General features: G+C 32.7%; 16 protein-coding genes. 15 read left to right on the top strand and 1 reads right to left on the bottom strand.

The window, feature by feature from the left end; genetic code table 11:
* The first annotated feature begins 165 nt into the window (after positions 1-165).
* From AAGD20_RS04515 to mraY, 9 genes are all read left to right on the top strand, one after another.
* On the top strand, positions 166-1,170 hold the full coding sequence (locus AAGD20_RS04515; protein WP_341748626.1) for an Rpn family recombination-promoting nuclease/putative transposase: 1,005 nt from the start codon (positions 166-168) through the stop codon (positions 1,168-1,170).
* 145 nt (positions 1,171-1,315) lie between these two features.
* On the top strand, positions 1,316-2,284 hold the full coding sequence (locus AAGD20_RS04505) for an Rpn family recombination-promoting nuclease/putative transposase (RefSeq protein ID WP_341748625.1): 969 nt from the start codon (positions 1,316-1,318) through the stop codon (positions 2,282-2,284).
* Positions 2,285-2,640: 356 nt separating this feature from the next.
* Complete coding sequence (gene iscU, locus AAGD20_RS04500; RefSeq protein WP_341748624.1) at positions 2,641-3,021, top strand: Fe-S cluster assembly scaffold IscU; 381 nt, start codon at positions 2,641-2,643, stop codon at positions 3,019-3,021.
* Positions 3,022-3,029: 8 nt separating this feature from the next.
* Complete coding sequence (locus tag AAGD20_RS04495) at positions 3,030-3,362, top strand: HesB/IscA family protein (protein WP_094649772.1); 333 nt, start codon at positions 3,030-3,032, stop codon at positions 3,360-3,362.
* 1 nt (position 3,363) lies between these two features.
* Positions 3,364-4,821: an NAD-dependent succinate-semialdehyde dehydrogenase gene (locus tag AAGD20_RS04490; protein ID WP_341749451.1), complete on the top strand. Its 1,458-nt coding sequence runs from the start codon at positions 3,364-3,366 to the stop codon at positions 4,819-4,821.
* Positions 4,818-5,153, top strand: a complete 336-nt coding sequence (locus AAGD20_RS04485; protein ID WP_094649770.1) for a YraN family protein — start codon at positions 4,818-4,820, stop codon at positions 5,151-5,153. The genes AAGD20_RS04490 and AAGD20_RS04485 overlap by 4 nt, the downstream gene beginning before the upstream one ends.
* A 225-nt stretch (positions 5,154-5,378) precedes the next feature.
* Positions 5,379-6,863 (top strand): UDP-N-acetylmuramoyl-L-alanyl-D-glutamate--2,6-diaminopimelate ligase, encoded by a 1,485-nt coding sequence (locus tag AAGD20_RS04480; protein WP_410520890.1) that lies wholly within the window; start codon positions 5,379-5,381, stop codon positions 6,861-6,863.
* Positions 6,864-7,253: 390 nt separating this feature from the next.
* Positions 7,254-8,627, top strand: coding sequence for a UDP-N-acetylmuramoyl-tripeptide--D-alanyl-D-alanine ligase (locus AAGD20_RS04475; RefSeq protein WP_341748623.1), 1,374 nt, complete (start codon positions 7,254-7,256; stop codon positions 8,625-8,627).
* Positions 8,627-9,712 (top strand): phospho-N-acetylmuramoyl-pentapeptide-transferase, encoded by a 1,086-nt coding sequence (mraY, locus tag AAGD20_RS04470; RefSeq protein WP_341748622.1) that lies wholly within the window; start codon positions 8,627-8,629, stop codon positions 9,710-9,712. The genes AAGD20_RS04475 and mraY overlap by 1 nt, the downstream gene beginning before the upstream one ends.
* Before the next feature lie 419 nt (positions 9,713-10,131).
* On the opposite strand, the gene AAGD20_RS04465 is transcribed toward mraY, so the two are convergent.
* Positions 10,132-10,710, bottom strand: coding sequence for a UbiX family flavin prenyltransferase (locus AAGD20_RS04465; RefSeq protein ID WP_094648801.1), 579 nt, complete (start codon positions 10,708-10,710; stop codon positions 10,132-10,134).
* Positions 10,711-10,820: 110 nt separating this feature from the next.
* Here AAGD20_RS04465 and AAGD20_RS04460 point away from each other — a divergent pair, with 110 nt between their 5' ends.
* From AAGD20_RS04460 to recF, 6 genes are all read left to right on the top strand, one after another.
* Entirely contained in the window at positions 10,821-10,997 is a 177-nt protein-coding gene (locus tag AAGD20_RS04460) for a DUF465 domain-containing protein (protein WP_094648802.1), read from the top strand.
* 150 nt (positions 10,998-11,147) lie between these two features.
* Entirely contained in the window at positions 11,148-11,780 is a 633-nt protein-coding gene (gene gmk / locus AAGD20_RS04455) for a guanylate kinase (RefSeq protein WP_094648803.1), read from the top strand.
* Between the two features lie 557 nt (positions 11,781-12,337).
* Positions 12,338-13,042, top strand: coding sequence for a response regulator transcription factor CtrA (gene ctrA / locus AAGD20_RS04450; RefSeq protein WP_341748621.1), 705 nt, complete (start codon positions 12,338-12,340; stop codon positions 13,040-13,042).
* 182 nt (positions 13,043-13,224) lie between these two features.
* Complete coding sequence (locus AAGD20_RS04445; RefSeq protein WP_094648805.1) at positions 13,225-13,575, top strand: hypothetical protein; 351 nt, start codon at positions 13,225-13,227, stop codon at positions 13,573-13,575.
* Between the two features lie 61 nt (positions 13,576-13,636).
* The gene (locus AAGD20_RS04440) at positions 13,637-14,305 is read left to right on the top strand and encodes a DUF5394 family protein (RefSeq protein WP_341748620.1); all 669 of its coding nucleotides are present in this window, start codon (positions 13,637-13,639) and stop codon (positions 14,303-14,305) included.
* Complete coding sequence (gene recF / locus AAGD20_RS04435) at positions 14,305-15,387, top strand: DNA replication/repair protein RecF (RefSeq protein WP_341749449.1); 1,083 nt, start codon at positions 14,305-14,307, stop codon at positions 15,385-15,387. Before AAGD20_RS04440 ends, recF begins: the two co-directional genes overlap by 1 nt.
* The last annotated feature ends 15 nt before the right edge of the window (positions 15,388-15,402 follow it).

The following is a 15,402-nucleotide window of genomic DNA, read 5'->3' as shown; positions in this document are numbered from 1 at the left end:
GAGTACGCTGCGGTTCTGCGTTCCGCGTCTCCTTCAAATTCCTCAGCATAAGCGAGTTTTGAAAGAGGTTTAATAACTAAAGTAATGATTTTTTTGGATTGCCACGACCACTACGTGGTTTTGCTAATAGATGTGGATAAGGTGAATATATAAGCAAATTTTATTATGACTCTAGAAAAGCCAAAACATGACGAAATCTTTCGCAAATCTATGGAGAATCCCATAGTTGCTAAAGAATTTTTGGCAACTCATTTGCCGAAGGATGTGTTGGCTTTAATCGATAGTACATCTTTAAAATTAGAAAAAGATAGTTTTATTGAGCCAGACCTTTCTGAAACTATTTCAGATGTATTATTTTCTGTTAAGTTTAATGATCAGGATGGCTATATTTTTTTGCTATTGGAACATCAAAGTACTGTTGATAAAATGATGGCATTTAGGTTATTTAAATATATGATTAATATTTGTGATCGATATTTAACTACTAATCCTAAAGCTAAACGCCTTCCAGTAATTTATCCCCTAATAATTTATAATGGCAAGAAGAAATATAACGCATCGCTCAATATATGGAATTTATTTAGCCATCCAGATTTAGCCAGAGGCTTTTGGACAAATGATTGTCAGCTTATTAACGTACATGACATCCCCGATGAAGAACTCAAGAAAAAAATATGGTCTGGGATTTTGTTATTTTTCCTTAAGCACATCCACGAACGTCAATTACTGAAAAGATGGCAAGAAATCTCTTATCTCTTGCCTAAATTGAGTAAAATAACAATAGGCTATGACCATATAAGAAATCTATTGAGCTATACTTTGACCTTTATTGAGCAAAGTGATAAAATAGAGTTAGAAAAAATATTAAAAAATAGTTTAACTAAAGAAAAAGGAGAAGAACTTATGCCTAGTATAGCTCAAGTATGGAAAGAAGAAGGGATTCAAATCGGACTACAAGATGGTATCAAAATCGGAGAGGCCAGAGGTAAAGCTAGAGGAGAAGCCATAGGAGAAGCTAGAGGAGAAGCTAGAGGAGAAGCTAGAGGTAGAGCCGAGGGTGAAGCTAAATTAATAAAAATGATGATAAACAATGGTAGCTCTATTGAAGAAGTAGCAAGAATTACTGGACTATCTATTACTAAAATCAATGAATTACTGAAAGTACAGTAAATAACGAATTATTAAATTAGCTATAGTCAATTCAGGAGGATTTGGTGCTAGGAGCGATGGAGCGACGCCTATAAGTAATAGGCGAGCGACGAGTGACGACGTCACCAACTTCTCCTCAATTGACTATATATAAGTAAGTTTTATTATGACTTCAGACAAGCCAAAACATGATGAAATCTTTCGCAAATCTATGGAGAATCCCATAGTTGCTAAAGAATTTTTGGCAACTCATTTGCCGAAGGATGTGTTGGCTTTAATCGATAGTACATCTTTAAAATTAGAAAAAGATAGTTTTATTGAGCCAGACCTTTCTGAAACTATTTCAGATGTATTATTTTCTGTTAAGTTTAATGATCAGGATGGCTATATTTTTTTGCTATTGGAACATCAAAGTACTGTTGATAAAATGATGGCATTTAGGTTATTTAAATATATGATTAATATTTGTGATCGATATTTAACTACTAATCCTAAAGCTAAACGCCTTCCAGTAATTTATCCCCTAATAATTTATAATGGCAAGAAGAAATATAACGCATCGCTCAATATATGGAATTTATTTAGCCATCCAGATTTAGCCAGAGGCTTTTGGATAAATGATTGTCAGCTTATTAACGTACATGACATTCCCGATGAAGAACTTAAGGAAAAAGTATGGTCTGGGATTTTGTTATTTTTCCTCAAGCACATCCACGAACGTCAATTACTGAAAAGATGGCAAGAAATCTCTTATCTCTTGCCTAAATTGAATAAAATAACAATAGGCTATGACCATATAAGAAATCTATTACAGTATACTTTGATCTTTATTGAGCAAAATGATAAAATAGAGTTAGAAAAAATATTAAAAAATAGTTTAACTAAAGAAAAAGGAGAAGAACTTATGCCTAGTATAGCTCAAGTATGGAAAGAAGAAGGGATTCAAATCGGACTACAAGATGGTATCAAAATCGGAGAGGCTAAAGGTAAAGCTAGAGGAGAAGCCATAGGAGAAGCTAGGGGAGAAGCTAAATTAATAAAAATGATGATAAACAATGGTAACTCTATTGAGGAAGTAGCAAGAATGACTAGATTATCTATTACAAGAATCAATGAACTATTGAAAGTACAGTAAACTGGTGCTTATTAGCAAGGCGTTACTTTAGTAATAACGCCTATGTATAGCATAATACCTTAAATTTTTTGTTATTTTCATAATAATAAAAAAAATTGTAGGGTATGAAAAAATAAGCAATATTGCAAAAATAATGCAAATAACTATTAGTGGGTCAAAAAAATCTGTTATATTTATAGATATATACTCAAATGATTTGGAGAATTGAATTTGAAAATAATGGGCTAGGAGGCAGGCTCCTAGACTATGGCAGCGTATGTTAGTATGCGAGTCCCTGATATTTTCAAAAAAACAATCTTTCAAAGCAGGAGAGTATAGACGTATTAAGGTAGAATAATTATTAATATAGGAATAACATGGGTTATAGTTTAAAAGTACTGGATCATTACGAAAATCCACGTAACGTTGGATCATTGGACAAAAATGATGCATATGTTGGGACAGGTCTTGTGGGAACCCCCGCCTGTGGTGATGTAATGAAGCTACAAATTAAAGTTAGTGCAGAGGGAATTATTACAGATGCAAAATTTAAAACATTTGGTTGTGGTTCTGCTATTGCTTCAAGTTCTTTAGTAACGGAATGGGTTAAGGGTAAATCTCTTGACGAGGCTGGTAGTATAAAAAATACAGAGATAGCCAAGGAATTATCTTTGCCACCAGTAAAACTCCATTGTTCTTTATTGGCAGAAGATGCCATAAAAGCAGCAATACTTGATTATAAAACTAAAAACTCATAGTAATTATTATGAAAAATGTTATGTCATTGACTGAGGCAGCAGCTCAACAAATAAAGAGATTGATAGACAGGCGTGATAAACCATCTTTTGGTATTAGGATTGGTGTGAAATCTGGTGGTTGTTCCGGTCTATCTTATTATGTAGAATATGCTGATATCAAAAATAAGTTTGATGAGGTGGTAGAAGATAAAGGTGTACGAATATTAATTGACCCAAAAGCTCTAATGTATCTTTTAGCAAGTGAAATGGATTATGTAGAAGGTAAGTTTAAATCTGGCTTTACTTTTAACAATCCGAATGAAAAAGGTAGTTGTGGATGTGGGAAGTCGTTTAATGTTTAATATGCAATTACTAGATTTTGTTAATAAAAAAAACTATATAGATGGAAATTGGCTAGATTGCCAAGAACAGTTATCAGTTTATAATCCTGCCAATGATAAAGTGGTTGGGTCGATACCAAATTTGCCTAATGATTTAATTATTAGTGCTATTGACAGTTCTGTTAGAGCTTTTAAAATTTGGTCACAAACTTCTTTTGAACAAAGAATAACTATATTAAGAAAATGGCATTCTTTAATATTAGAGAATATTGATCAACTAGCCTATATAATTACCTTAGAACAGGGGAAAATATTAGAAGGTGCAAAGCTTGAGGTATTATATGGTGCGTCTTTTATTGATTGGTTTGCTAGTAACATTCATAACATTCAAGGTAAAATAAAGCCTGGAAAATCAATAACTCACAAGATTATCACCGAATTTGAGCCAATTGGTACGGTTTGTTCAATTACTCCATGGAATTTTCCAAATGCCATGGTAACAAGAAAGGTTGTTCCAGCATTAGCTGCTGGTTGTAGCGTTATACTTAAACCATCGGAATTCACGCCTTTTTCTGCATTGGTTTTGGCTAAATTGGCAAATGATGCTGGGATACCAGCTGGAGTACTAAATATTATCACCGGTGATGCCAATAATATTGGACAAATATTTTGTAATGATTTTAGAATTCGTAAATTATCATTTACTGGTTCTACGAGGGTAGGAAAGATGTTATATCAGAATTCTAGTGCTACTATTAAGCGTTTATCTCTAGAACTTGGCGGTAATGCTCCATTTATTATATTAAGTGGTGTTGATTTAGATAAGACTGCCAGTGAGCTTATATTAGGAAAGATAAGGAATAGTGGACAATCTTGCACTTCGCCCAACAGAATATTAATTGAAGAAGCAATTTATGATGAATTTTTACAAATTCTTACTACAAAATTTGCTAATCTGAAAATAGGGGATGGTTTTGATTCTGAATCAGTTATAGGACCGTTGATTAATAAAGCAGCTATAGATAAGATTTTAAAATTGATTGAAGATGCTAAAAATAAAGGTGGAGAAATCTTATGCGGAGGTAAAGCTCATGGTAATTTTTTTGAGCCAACAATTATTAGTAATTGTCAGGATAATATGGAGATTTTTAGCACAGAAATATTTGGTCCCGTTCTTGCATGTTATAAATTTGGCAGTATACAAGAAGTTATAAATAGAGCTAATAATACGGAATATGGTTTGCAAGCTTATATATATTGCAATAATATAGCTATAGCTCAAATAATGGCAACAAAACTTGATTTTGGTATGGTATCAATTAATGATTCGCTGCCTACTAATGCCAAGGCAGCATTTGCTGGGCGAAAAAATTCAGGGTTTGGAGTGGAAGGTTCAGATGAGGGAATATTTGAGTATTTAAATAGTAAATTTGTAAACTTGCATAATTATGCAGATTCAAGTCAATTAACTTTATTATGAGAAAAATTACCCTTGGTTTAATAGCTGAGTATATAGCTATTATTATTTACAAAATTAAATTTTATCAAATTCTATATCATCGTAAAAGATATTATGTTGGCGAAATTGATATTATTGCTCTGCGTGGTAAACAACTTGTTTTTATAGAAGTAAAAGCAAGATGTTCTGACGTTGATGATAGAATATTATCAACTCATCAACAGATGAGAATAAAAAGAGCTACCAGTATGTTTTTAAGCTCTAACCCTAAATACCAAAATTATCAGGTTAGATTTGATCTAATAATTATTAAACCTTACAGTATACCCATTATTATTGAGAATGCTTGGTAATTGAGATAAATATATAGCTAACCCGGTTAGTATGATGCCTAATTCACAGACGTCATTGCGAGAAAGTATAAGCCAACGAGGCAATCAAGTTTTTTGTCATTCCCGCGTAGGCGGGAATCTAAACCCCGCACCGAAGCAGGGGTGACACTGAGTTGTAAATTGTCATCTCTGCGAAAGTAGGCATCTAGGATGCAGCCTCCTAGCTATACTTAAATTGTAGAAATTATGCAAAAACTATTTGATAATAAAATTATCTCTCAGATGAATTCTTGCAGTTTGTGCTGTGACTCTAGACTAGCTAAAGCTGGCGATATATTCTTTGCGATTAAAGGAGCAAGCTCTGATGGTAATAAATTTATCGATGATGTAATAAATAAAGGGGTGAAATTCATTGTTACAGATGATGCTGAGAGCTTAAACAACCCCAATATTACCGCCAATGATGTACATATAAATCTTGTGAGTGATGCACGGTTGGCACTGAGTCAAGCTGCTAATATTCTCTACCCATTATTACCATCATATATGATAGCTGCTACTGGTACTAACGGTAAAACCTCGGTAGTATCATATTGTAGGCAACTATATACATTATTAGGAGTACCAAGTTGTTCTATTGGGACTATTGGCGTAGAATGTGCCAGTGGTTTGGATTTAAGTGTTCAAGACATTTTAGACAAATCCCCGGCTCTCACTACTCTTGACCCTATAACTTTTAGACATATTTTACATAAGCTAGCTGAGAATAACACAAAATATGTAGCTTTTGAGGCTTCTAGCCATGGTTTAGATCAACAAAGATTATGTGGTGTAAAAGTAAATGCTGCTTGCTTTACTAGTTTTAGTCAAGATCACCTTGATTATCACCAAAATATGGCTAATTATCTTTTAGCCAAACTAAAATTATTTACAGATAATTTATTGCCAACAGGAACGGCTGTGTTAAACTCAGAAATAGCACAATTAGATTATATTAAACATTATTTACAACAACGTAATATAAAGTTTTTAACAGTGGGTATGAATGGCGATCTGAAAATTATCGACAGTACAATTCCTGGACATAAGGTTCCTGGACATAAGGTTTGTGACTATAAAGGGCAAAAATATAATTTTACTACTGATATAGTTGGTAGTTTTCAAGCTAGTAACTTACTGATTGCCGTTATGATGGTGCATTTGACTGGCTTTCCTTTGGAACAAGTTATATCGAAGTTATCGCAAGTTAAAGCAGTTAAAGGGCGTTTAGAGAGAGTAGGTAATAGTAATGTGTTTATCGACTATGCTCATACCCCAGATGCTTTGGAAAAAAGTTTACTGGAGTTAAGAAAAATAAAATCAGATAAGGGGTTATTAAAAGTAATTTTTGGTTGTGGTGGTGATAGAGATAGCAGTAAAAGACCATTAATGGGGCAAGTTGCGGCGAAAATTGCTGATGAGATTATTATTACTGATGACAATCCAAGAAATGAAGATCCAAAATTAATACGGCAGCAAATTATACCAGCTATTATAGCGATCACTAATAGTTTTATAGAAATAAAAAATAGAAAAATAGCAATTACTGAGACGATACATAATTTACAAAAAGATGATATTTTGCTAATTGCCGGCAAAGGTCACGAAAATTATCAGATAATCGGTAATAAAAAACTACCCTTTAACGACTTCGATATAGCCAATAAAGCTCTAGGAGGCTGCCTACAATAACGAAAGTAATTCTATATTTGGCTCTTTTTGACTGCGAATAAACATGATTTTTTTGAAATAGGTACACTATTCCTACAAAAATCATATATATTCTCGCCGAAAAATAGCTCAAAATATAATTAATTAGTTATTGTAGGCAGCCTCCTAGAAAATAAACTTATTGACAATTAAAGCAAAATTGGGGTAAGAATTGTCTTGAATGTGAGCGTTCATGGAAAAAGTTAAAGTATAAGCGTCATTGCGAGGAGTGGCTAGCGACGAAGCAATCCATAAAAGTAACAAAAAATGGATTGCTTCGACCATTACATGGTCTCGCAATGACATGACGTCTTGTACTTTAACTTTTTTCTGTAAACTCTCATTTTTGAACTTTACGTAAGATATAATATAATGATTTGGTCAGCAAGAGACTTGAGTAATGCATTGAATATAGAGGTACATCCTGATATTCATGGTGGACAGGTTCAATTCAATTCTAATTTCGTTACAGATGGTGATTTGTTCATTGCTCTTAAAGGAGCTAATGATGGACATAATTATGCGTTACATGCTCTAGAACGTGGGGCAAATGCGGTAATTATTAGTCAGGAAATAACAGGGTTGCCTAATGAAAAAGTAATTATGGTTCCTGATACCTTAACTGCCTTGCATCAGATGGCAGAGTATAAAAGGCAAAAATCCCAGGCGAAGTTTATTGGGGTTACTGGCAGTAGTGGTAAAACTGGAACTAAGGAAGCAATCAAAACTGTACTAAGTCACTTTGGCTCTACTTTTGCTAGTCGAGGAAATTTCAATAACCATCTTGGTGTGCCTATAAATCTTGCTTCTCTGCCGGATGATATAGAATATGCTGTTTTTGAAATGGGTATGAATCATCCAGGAGAAATAAGAACTCTAACAAAAATGGTTAAACCTGATATATCAGTCATTACTACAATATCAGAAGCTCATCTTGAATTTTTTCAGTCTCAACTGCATTTGGTTGATGCTAAATGTGAAATTTTTGAAGGAATGTCAAAAGATAGTATAGCTGTTATAGATTTAGATAGCCCATATTATAACCGAGTTTTACAAAATCTTAAGCAATTATCGATTAATAATATATATAGTTTTGGCACATCACCATATGCAGATTGTAGCTTAATATCATATGAATATCAACAAATTACCCAACAAGTTCGTTTACGTTATTCGATTCATAATACTAAAATAGATATCGAGATTCCCCTTGTACCAGAACATTATGCTAGAAATTATACTATAGCTCTTCAGATGTCAGCCATATTGAACTTAGATATTAATGTAGCAGCAAGACAATTAAGCAAAATATTATTAATGGATGGTAGGGGTAAGCTAATCAATGCCAAATATCATGGTCAGGACTACCAAATTATATGTGATTATTATAATGCTAATCCAGAATCAGTAAAAGCTGCTTTATTATATCTAAAACAGCTTAGTGGTAAGAAAAAAATTGCTATAATAGGTGATATGTTAGAATTGGGAGATAATTCGATAAAATTCCATAAAGATTTAATACCAGCAATTCTCGATTCTGGTGCCAACAGAGTTTTTTTAGTAGGCAATAATACCCAATATATCTATCAATCTTTGCCAGATGAAATAGAAAAAATACATTTTGATAATGTTGATCTGTTAATAGAAAACTTAAGTAAATTACTTAAGGGTAATGAATTAATCTTAATAAAAGGGTCAAATAGTACCCAACTTAGTAAAATCATCCAATCTTTTGAGTTACACTAGTGATATACAACCTTCTTGCCCCCTATATACATAAGTTGCATATCGCAAATTTATTCCACTATATTACTTTTCGTATCGGACTTGCCATATTATTTAGTTTGACTATTTCTTTTTTGATAGGACCTAGGATAATTAGAGTTTTACGAGATTTACAAAAATATGGTCAACCAATTCGTAATGACGGGCCAGAAACCCACAAAGCAAAAGTAGGGACACCAACTATGGGTGGGATAATGATTATCCTCACCGTTTGTCTTTCTACTCTCTTATTTTCTGACCTTACTAATAAATATATATGGATAGTGTTATTTGTCTTTATTAGCTTTGGTATACTTGGTTTTATGGATGATTACGCTAAAGTAACAAAAAACCACCATAAAGGAGTTAGTGGTAAGAAGAAATTATTATTTCAGTTTACTATTTGTCTAATTGCTTGTTTATTGTTAAGGGATGCCAATAATCAAGGAAATAACCTGCTGACTATTCCATTTTTTAAGAATTTATTGATTGATTTGGGATTATTTTACATTCCTTTTAGTATTTTTGTTATAGTTGGGGCATCAAATGCGGTGAATCTAACTGATGGTCTTGATGGTCTTGCCATCGTGCCGATTGCTATTACTGCAGGTTCTTTTACCTTAATTATTTACTTGGTGGGTAATAGTTTCTATGCAAATTATCTGCAAATTATTTATGTAGCAAATATTTCTGAATTAACTATCTTCTGTGCTTCAATTGTTGGTGCTAGCCTAGGATTTTTATGGTTTAATGCTCAGCCAGCAGAAATCTTTATGGGAGATACTGGTAGCCTAAGCCTCGGTGGTGCTCTTGGTGTTGTTAGCGTTATTGCCAAACACGAATTTGTTCTAGCAATTATTGGTGGGTTATTTGTTATTGAAACTTTATCAGTAATTATTCAAGTATATTATTTTAAAGCTACCCGTGGTAAAAGACTTTTCAAAATGGCTCCGTTGCATCACCATTTTGAGAAACATGGCTGGTCAGAGTCAAAAGTTGTGATACGTTTCTGGATTATAGCTATAATATTTGCTCTAATTGGTTTGTCTTCGCTAAAACTAAGATGAAAAACTGCTACGTATAGCTCTAGGCATAGATAAGTATTAAGCAGCATAAAAACGTCATTGCGAGAAGGCGTAAGCCTACGAAGCAATCCATATAGTCTTGATGTATCTATACTAATTCTCATGGATTGCTTCGTCGCTACTAAAGTAGCTCCTCGCAATGACGTTTTTACCCTGTCATTCCCGCTTCGGTGCGGAATCTAAACCCCTGCTTACGCAGGGGTTACACAACAATAGATTGCTGCGTCACCGCTTTTAGCGGCTCCTCGCAATGACTCTTAGCAGTCAGCTTTTTTACTCATCATAAAAAAATAAAAAAGATAATTGCTATGAAGCAGGGGTCTCAGATTCCCGCCTACGCGGGAATGACAATAGTTCGCAGAAATTACAAGAATGGGCAGATTTTTCAAACACTAATCAGGTTATTTTAACCCATCCCAACGTTTTATTAAACCAGCATCAATGTCAAAAATATCAAGCACTCGAGTAATTGAGTGATTTATTATATCATCCAAGGTTTCTGGTAAGTTATAAAAAGCCGGCACTGGAGGAGCAATTATCCCGCCATAACTCGTTACTTTCAACATATTCTCTAAATGCCCCCTATGTAAAGGAGTTTCTCTAATCATTAAGACTAATTTTCTTTGTTCTTTCAGTATAACACCTGCTGCTCTACTAATTAAATTATCCTCAATGCTGCAAGCAACTGAGGCGAGAGTTTTCATGCTACATGGAGCTATGATCATACCAAATGTCCTAAAAGAACCACAAGCAATCCTACAACCAATATCAGAAAGATTATAATAATAATCTGCTAGCTCTTGTACTTGTTGTATAGAGTAATCTGTTTCATGTAGTATAGTCAAATGGGCAGATTTTGAGATAATTAAATGACTTTCAATATTTAACTGCCGTAAAATCTCAAGTAACCTTATACCATATATGGCTCCAGAAGCTCCAGAGATTGCCACAAGCAATTTTTTTTTATTATTAGCAGTCATAGTTATATTTTTTCCTTTTAAAGTATATTATATTGTATTAAAATAGTATTTGGTTTTATAAAGTTGACCTTATAGAAATCCTAGTTTTTAACTGATTATGGAGTTTAAAAATGAATATCAATAATCATATACAAAGCTTACAAAAAAAACATGACGATTTACAAAGACTAATAAACGCTGCATTTTTACATTTGCAGGATGATACTAAAATCAAACAGTTGAAGAAACAAAAATTAATGCTAAAAGATAAAATTTTGTTGTTATATAAGAACATCACCAGCAATTAAATTTATTGATTCTTTATAAAGCAGAAGGCTGTAATTAAAAAGATTTGTGTACAAACAATTTTTTAGTAAGGGTAATCTGTTTACTTTTTCGTTTCAATCAAAAGATTATTCGAGTATATTCAGAGTCACTGTTATAAAAGAATAATAAATATGGTACTATCTCTGAAAAGTAAAGGATTAACTGTTATTTTATCTTCCCCCTCGGCTGCTGGTAAATCCAGCTTAGCCAGAGCAGCTTTAAAAATAGACAGTAATCTTAGATTATCCATCTCTGCAACCACCAGAACACCTAGGACAGGTGAGATTGATGGAGTAAGTTACTATTTCAAGACCAAAGAGGAATTTAATAAATTAATTGAACAAGATGAATTCCTTGAATATGCAAATATTTATAATAATTATTATGGAACGCCTAAAAAAGTTGTAGAAGAGCTACTAAGTCAAGGGCTAGATGTTTTATTTGATATAGATTGGCAAGGTACAAAATCCATAAAAAAAATCTTATCAAATGTGATTACAATTTTTGTTCTGCCACCAACTCCTAGTGTTTTGCAGCAACGAATTCAAAATAGAGGGCAAGATAGTAAAGAAGCGATAGAGTTGCGTATGAAATTAGCAACCAAGGAAGTACAATATGCTAAATATTATGATTACGTGGTTATTAATGATGATTTTGAGATCACTCTTAAAACAATATATTCGATAATCATCGCTGAACGCGTAAAAAGAATAAGGCTTAATTTAGATAAGTTTTATAGTAATTGGCAACATGCGTTATTATAGAATATATGAATATACGTAATAAGAATCAATAAACTTTCTGCATAAGTTAATCTATAGCTAACCCAAAGCAAATTTATAGTCAATTCAGGAGGATTTGGGACTAGGAGCGACGAGTGACGACGTCACCAACTTCTCATCAATTGACTATACTATGGCTAAATATTAATGTGGTTAGCTATAGGTTATGTTAATAAAATTTAAATATAACTTGTTATATCAAATTCAGCTATGTAAAATGTAAAATTTACAGGAGTTATCGATTATAGTCAATTCAGGAGAATTTGGGCTTAGGACGCCTATAAGTAACAGATGAGCATTGAGTGGCAACGTTACCAACTTCTCATCAATTGACTATATCAGGGCTTCGGTATAATAAATAGACTGTTGCTGATTAAAGGACAAAAATTACTTATTTAAAGAATAATGTTCACAACAGCTTAATATATTTGTAATTTATTTTAATAAAATTACTTGCTCTTATGGAGATAAAATGAGAACATAGCGTGTAACAAAAAGAATAAATTACTAAAGAAAAATTTGTTAAGGAGAAAGACGTAATGAGGGTATTGTTAGTAGAAGATAATAGTGACATAGCTAGTTCTATTGAATTAACGTTAGCTTCAGAGGAAATTATTTGCGAAGTGGTCGAGTTTGGTACAGAAGGAATAGAGATAGCTAGAGTTTATAATTATGATTTGATTATCTTAGATCTTATGCTACCAGACATTAGTGGATTCGAAGTATTGCTAAGATTACGTTCTGCTAAAGTAAAAACGCCCATATTGATTTTATCAGGTATCACTACAGTTGATCAGAAAATCAAAGGGCTTACATGCGGGGCAGATGATTATATCACAAAACCATTTAACCGCGAAGAGTTAATTGCTCGTATTTATGCAATTGTTCGTCGTTCTAAAAGACATTCTGAGTCAGTGGTTAGGTTTGACAAGGTAAGTATTCATCTTGATACCAGAATTGTAGAAGTGGATGGAAAAAAGGTTCATTTAACAAATAAGGAATATGCCATTTTAGAATTATTAGTTTTACGTAGAGGAACAGTATTGAATAAGGAGATGTTCTTAGATCATCTGTATAGTAGTGTTGATGAACCAGAGATTAAGATTATAGATGTATTTGTTTGCAAATTACGTAAGAAATTAGCTGATGCTGCTGGTGGTACAAACTACATTGATACGGTATGGGGGCGTGGTTATATGTTAAAAGAATATGATGAACAAGATCCAATATTACATCATTTTTAAGGAGAAGTTATTAGACCTCTTACCTAATCTAATTGGTAATTTTGTTGTCAAAACTCGTCTCCGTTCCTCACGTACATCTTAGTACGCTGCGGTACTAGACTTCGTTTTTTCTAAAAATTCCTCAATTATCTTTAGGTTTATGCAAGAGGTCTATTGAACCATCTAGAAACCAAGATAGAAGTATGATACCTAGCACGATAGAACTAACCGGTAAGGTCTATATTAAATATGTTGATCATATAGTAAATTCATATGTTGGGGATGTTAAGCTTTTGTTAAATGACGATGCATTAAGCCTTAATAAAGGGGATTATGAGAATTTAAAGTCAAGCGGTTATATTAAAGCAAAAATTTTTGATGGACTTGTTTGGCAGAATATTAGTATAAGTGAGTTATGTTCAGAAAAAGAATACAAATTTACTAAAAGACAAAAAGCTATTGACTCAGCCTTATTATGCAAAACTATAATTGAAGAGCGTCGAGGAATTATGTTATATAGAACTTATAGAGGGCACTTTACTACTCAAGAATGATTAGCTAATCCTTTCCCTGGATTTGCTTAGTTTGAGTAATTGGTAAATAGGAGGCTAACAAATGGAAACAGATAACAAAAAACCACAAGATTCTAGAAAATTAGCAGACCAAATTAAGGATGCATTGGCAGGTATCACTAATGATGATGAACTTGGATCCGATGAGGCAATGGAAATTTTCAATGAGTTAAGTGCAAACGACGCTTTTGAGCAAGAGATAGAACAAATATTAGCTTGTCTTAACGAACAAACAATGGATCTAACCAAATTACAGACACAGATTATCATATTAATACAAAAATATTTAGGTAAACTCAATAACAAGAAATTAAATCTTAAAGTTGATGAACAACTTATCAGTAAGAATGTTACGGAAGTAAGTAGTTACTTGATGCAACAACATTCACAATTGGTAAAAGAAGCTAACCGAGGCTTGATAAAATCAAAAGACAATCTACATGGTATAAGTCGTCAATCTAGATTGGAAGCAAGGCGTTTAGTTAAAAATTTTGCTTTATACCAAGTTTATAAATTCATGAATCCTAAAAGAATAGCTGGAGAAACAAAAAAAGAAAATTTTGCTTATAATATGATTAAAGGCGGGATGGATTTAGCTACAAAATATGAAGGTGGAGCAAAAAGTGATATTAAATCATATTCTCCAGAATTTCTTAAAAAATTAAACAAGGCTCATCAAAATTTTAAAAGTGGTGGGAAGACAATTTATTGATTAATAATATTTACTTACAAAAATTAAAACTACTAAATTATCGTAATTTTCAGGATTTAGAGATTAATACTGGTAATAACCCTATTATATTAATAGGAGCAAATGGTAGTGGTAAAACTAACATCCTAGAATCAATATCACTATTTTCTCCTGGTAAAGGTTTGAGATCAGCAAAATTAGATGATGTTTGTCAAAGAGGGGCAGAGCATTGTTCGGCTTATGGGCTACTACACAGTAAACTTGGACTAGTTGAAATTTCAACAAATTTAAAACGTCAATCTAATAGGCGACTTACAGAATTTAACGGTGTTAAAATACAAAATAATGAATTGAGCAAGTTCTCTGCTATGATTTGGCTTACTCCCCAAATGGATGGTATTTTCTCTTCTGGTGTTAGTGATAGACGTAAATTCTTTGACAGGATTGTCTATAATTTTAATCCATCGCATGCAGGGATAGTGACTAAATATGAATATTATATGCATGAACGCAGTAAAATCCTATTACAAGATCAAGTTGATACAAATTGGCTTGGAGTAATTGAAGAGAAAATGGCAGAATTATCAATTCAAATTGCTATTAATAGGTTAAAAATTTTAGAACATATTCAAAAAACCATTGATGATTTGGATAATGACTTCCCTAAAGCTGTTTTATCAATTAATGGGGTTATAGAAGAAAAAATATCAAAAAATTATGATATAGATGTAGATTTTATAAAAAATGAATTAGTGGGCTGTCGTATTCGTGATAGAATGTCTAATCGTACTAATTTTGGAGTTCATAAAAGTGATTTTATAGTTATTCATAAAGAAAAAAATGCCCCAGCTAAACACTGCTCTACCGGTGAACAGAAGGCTATGCTCATTGCAATAATACTTGCCCAAGTTAATTATTCTATTAAAGAAAATATCGCTATGCCTATTTTACTGTTAGATGAGGTTTTTGTCCATCTTGACAAGAAAAGGCGAGAATATTTAATTGATCTTTTCCTAGAATTAGGATTACAACTATGGGTAACTGCTACTGACTTAAATGGCATAGAATCCTTAACCAAAAAAGCAGAGCTAATAAAACTATAGAACAAAAATAAACAA

This window comes from Candidatus Tisiphia endosymbiont of Sialis lutaria (assembly GCF_964026535.1).
Taxonomy (GTDB): Bacteria; Pseudomonadota; Alphaproteobacteria; order Rickettsiales; family Rickettsiaceae; genus Tisiphia.
This window is presented reverse-complemented; position numbering and strand designations above follow the sequence as displayed.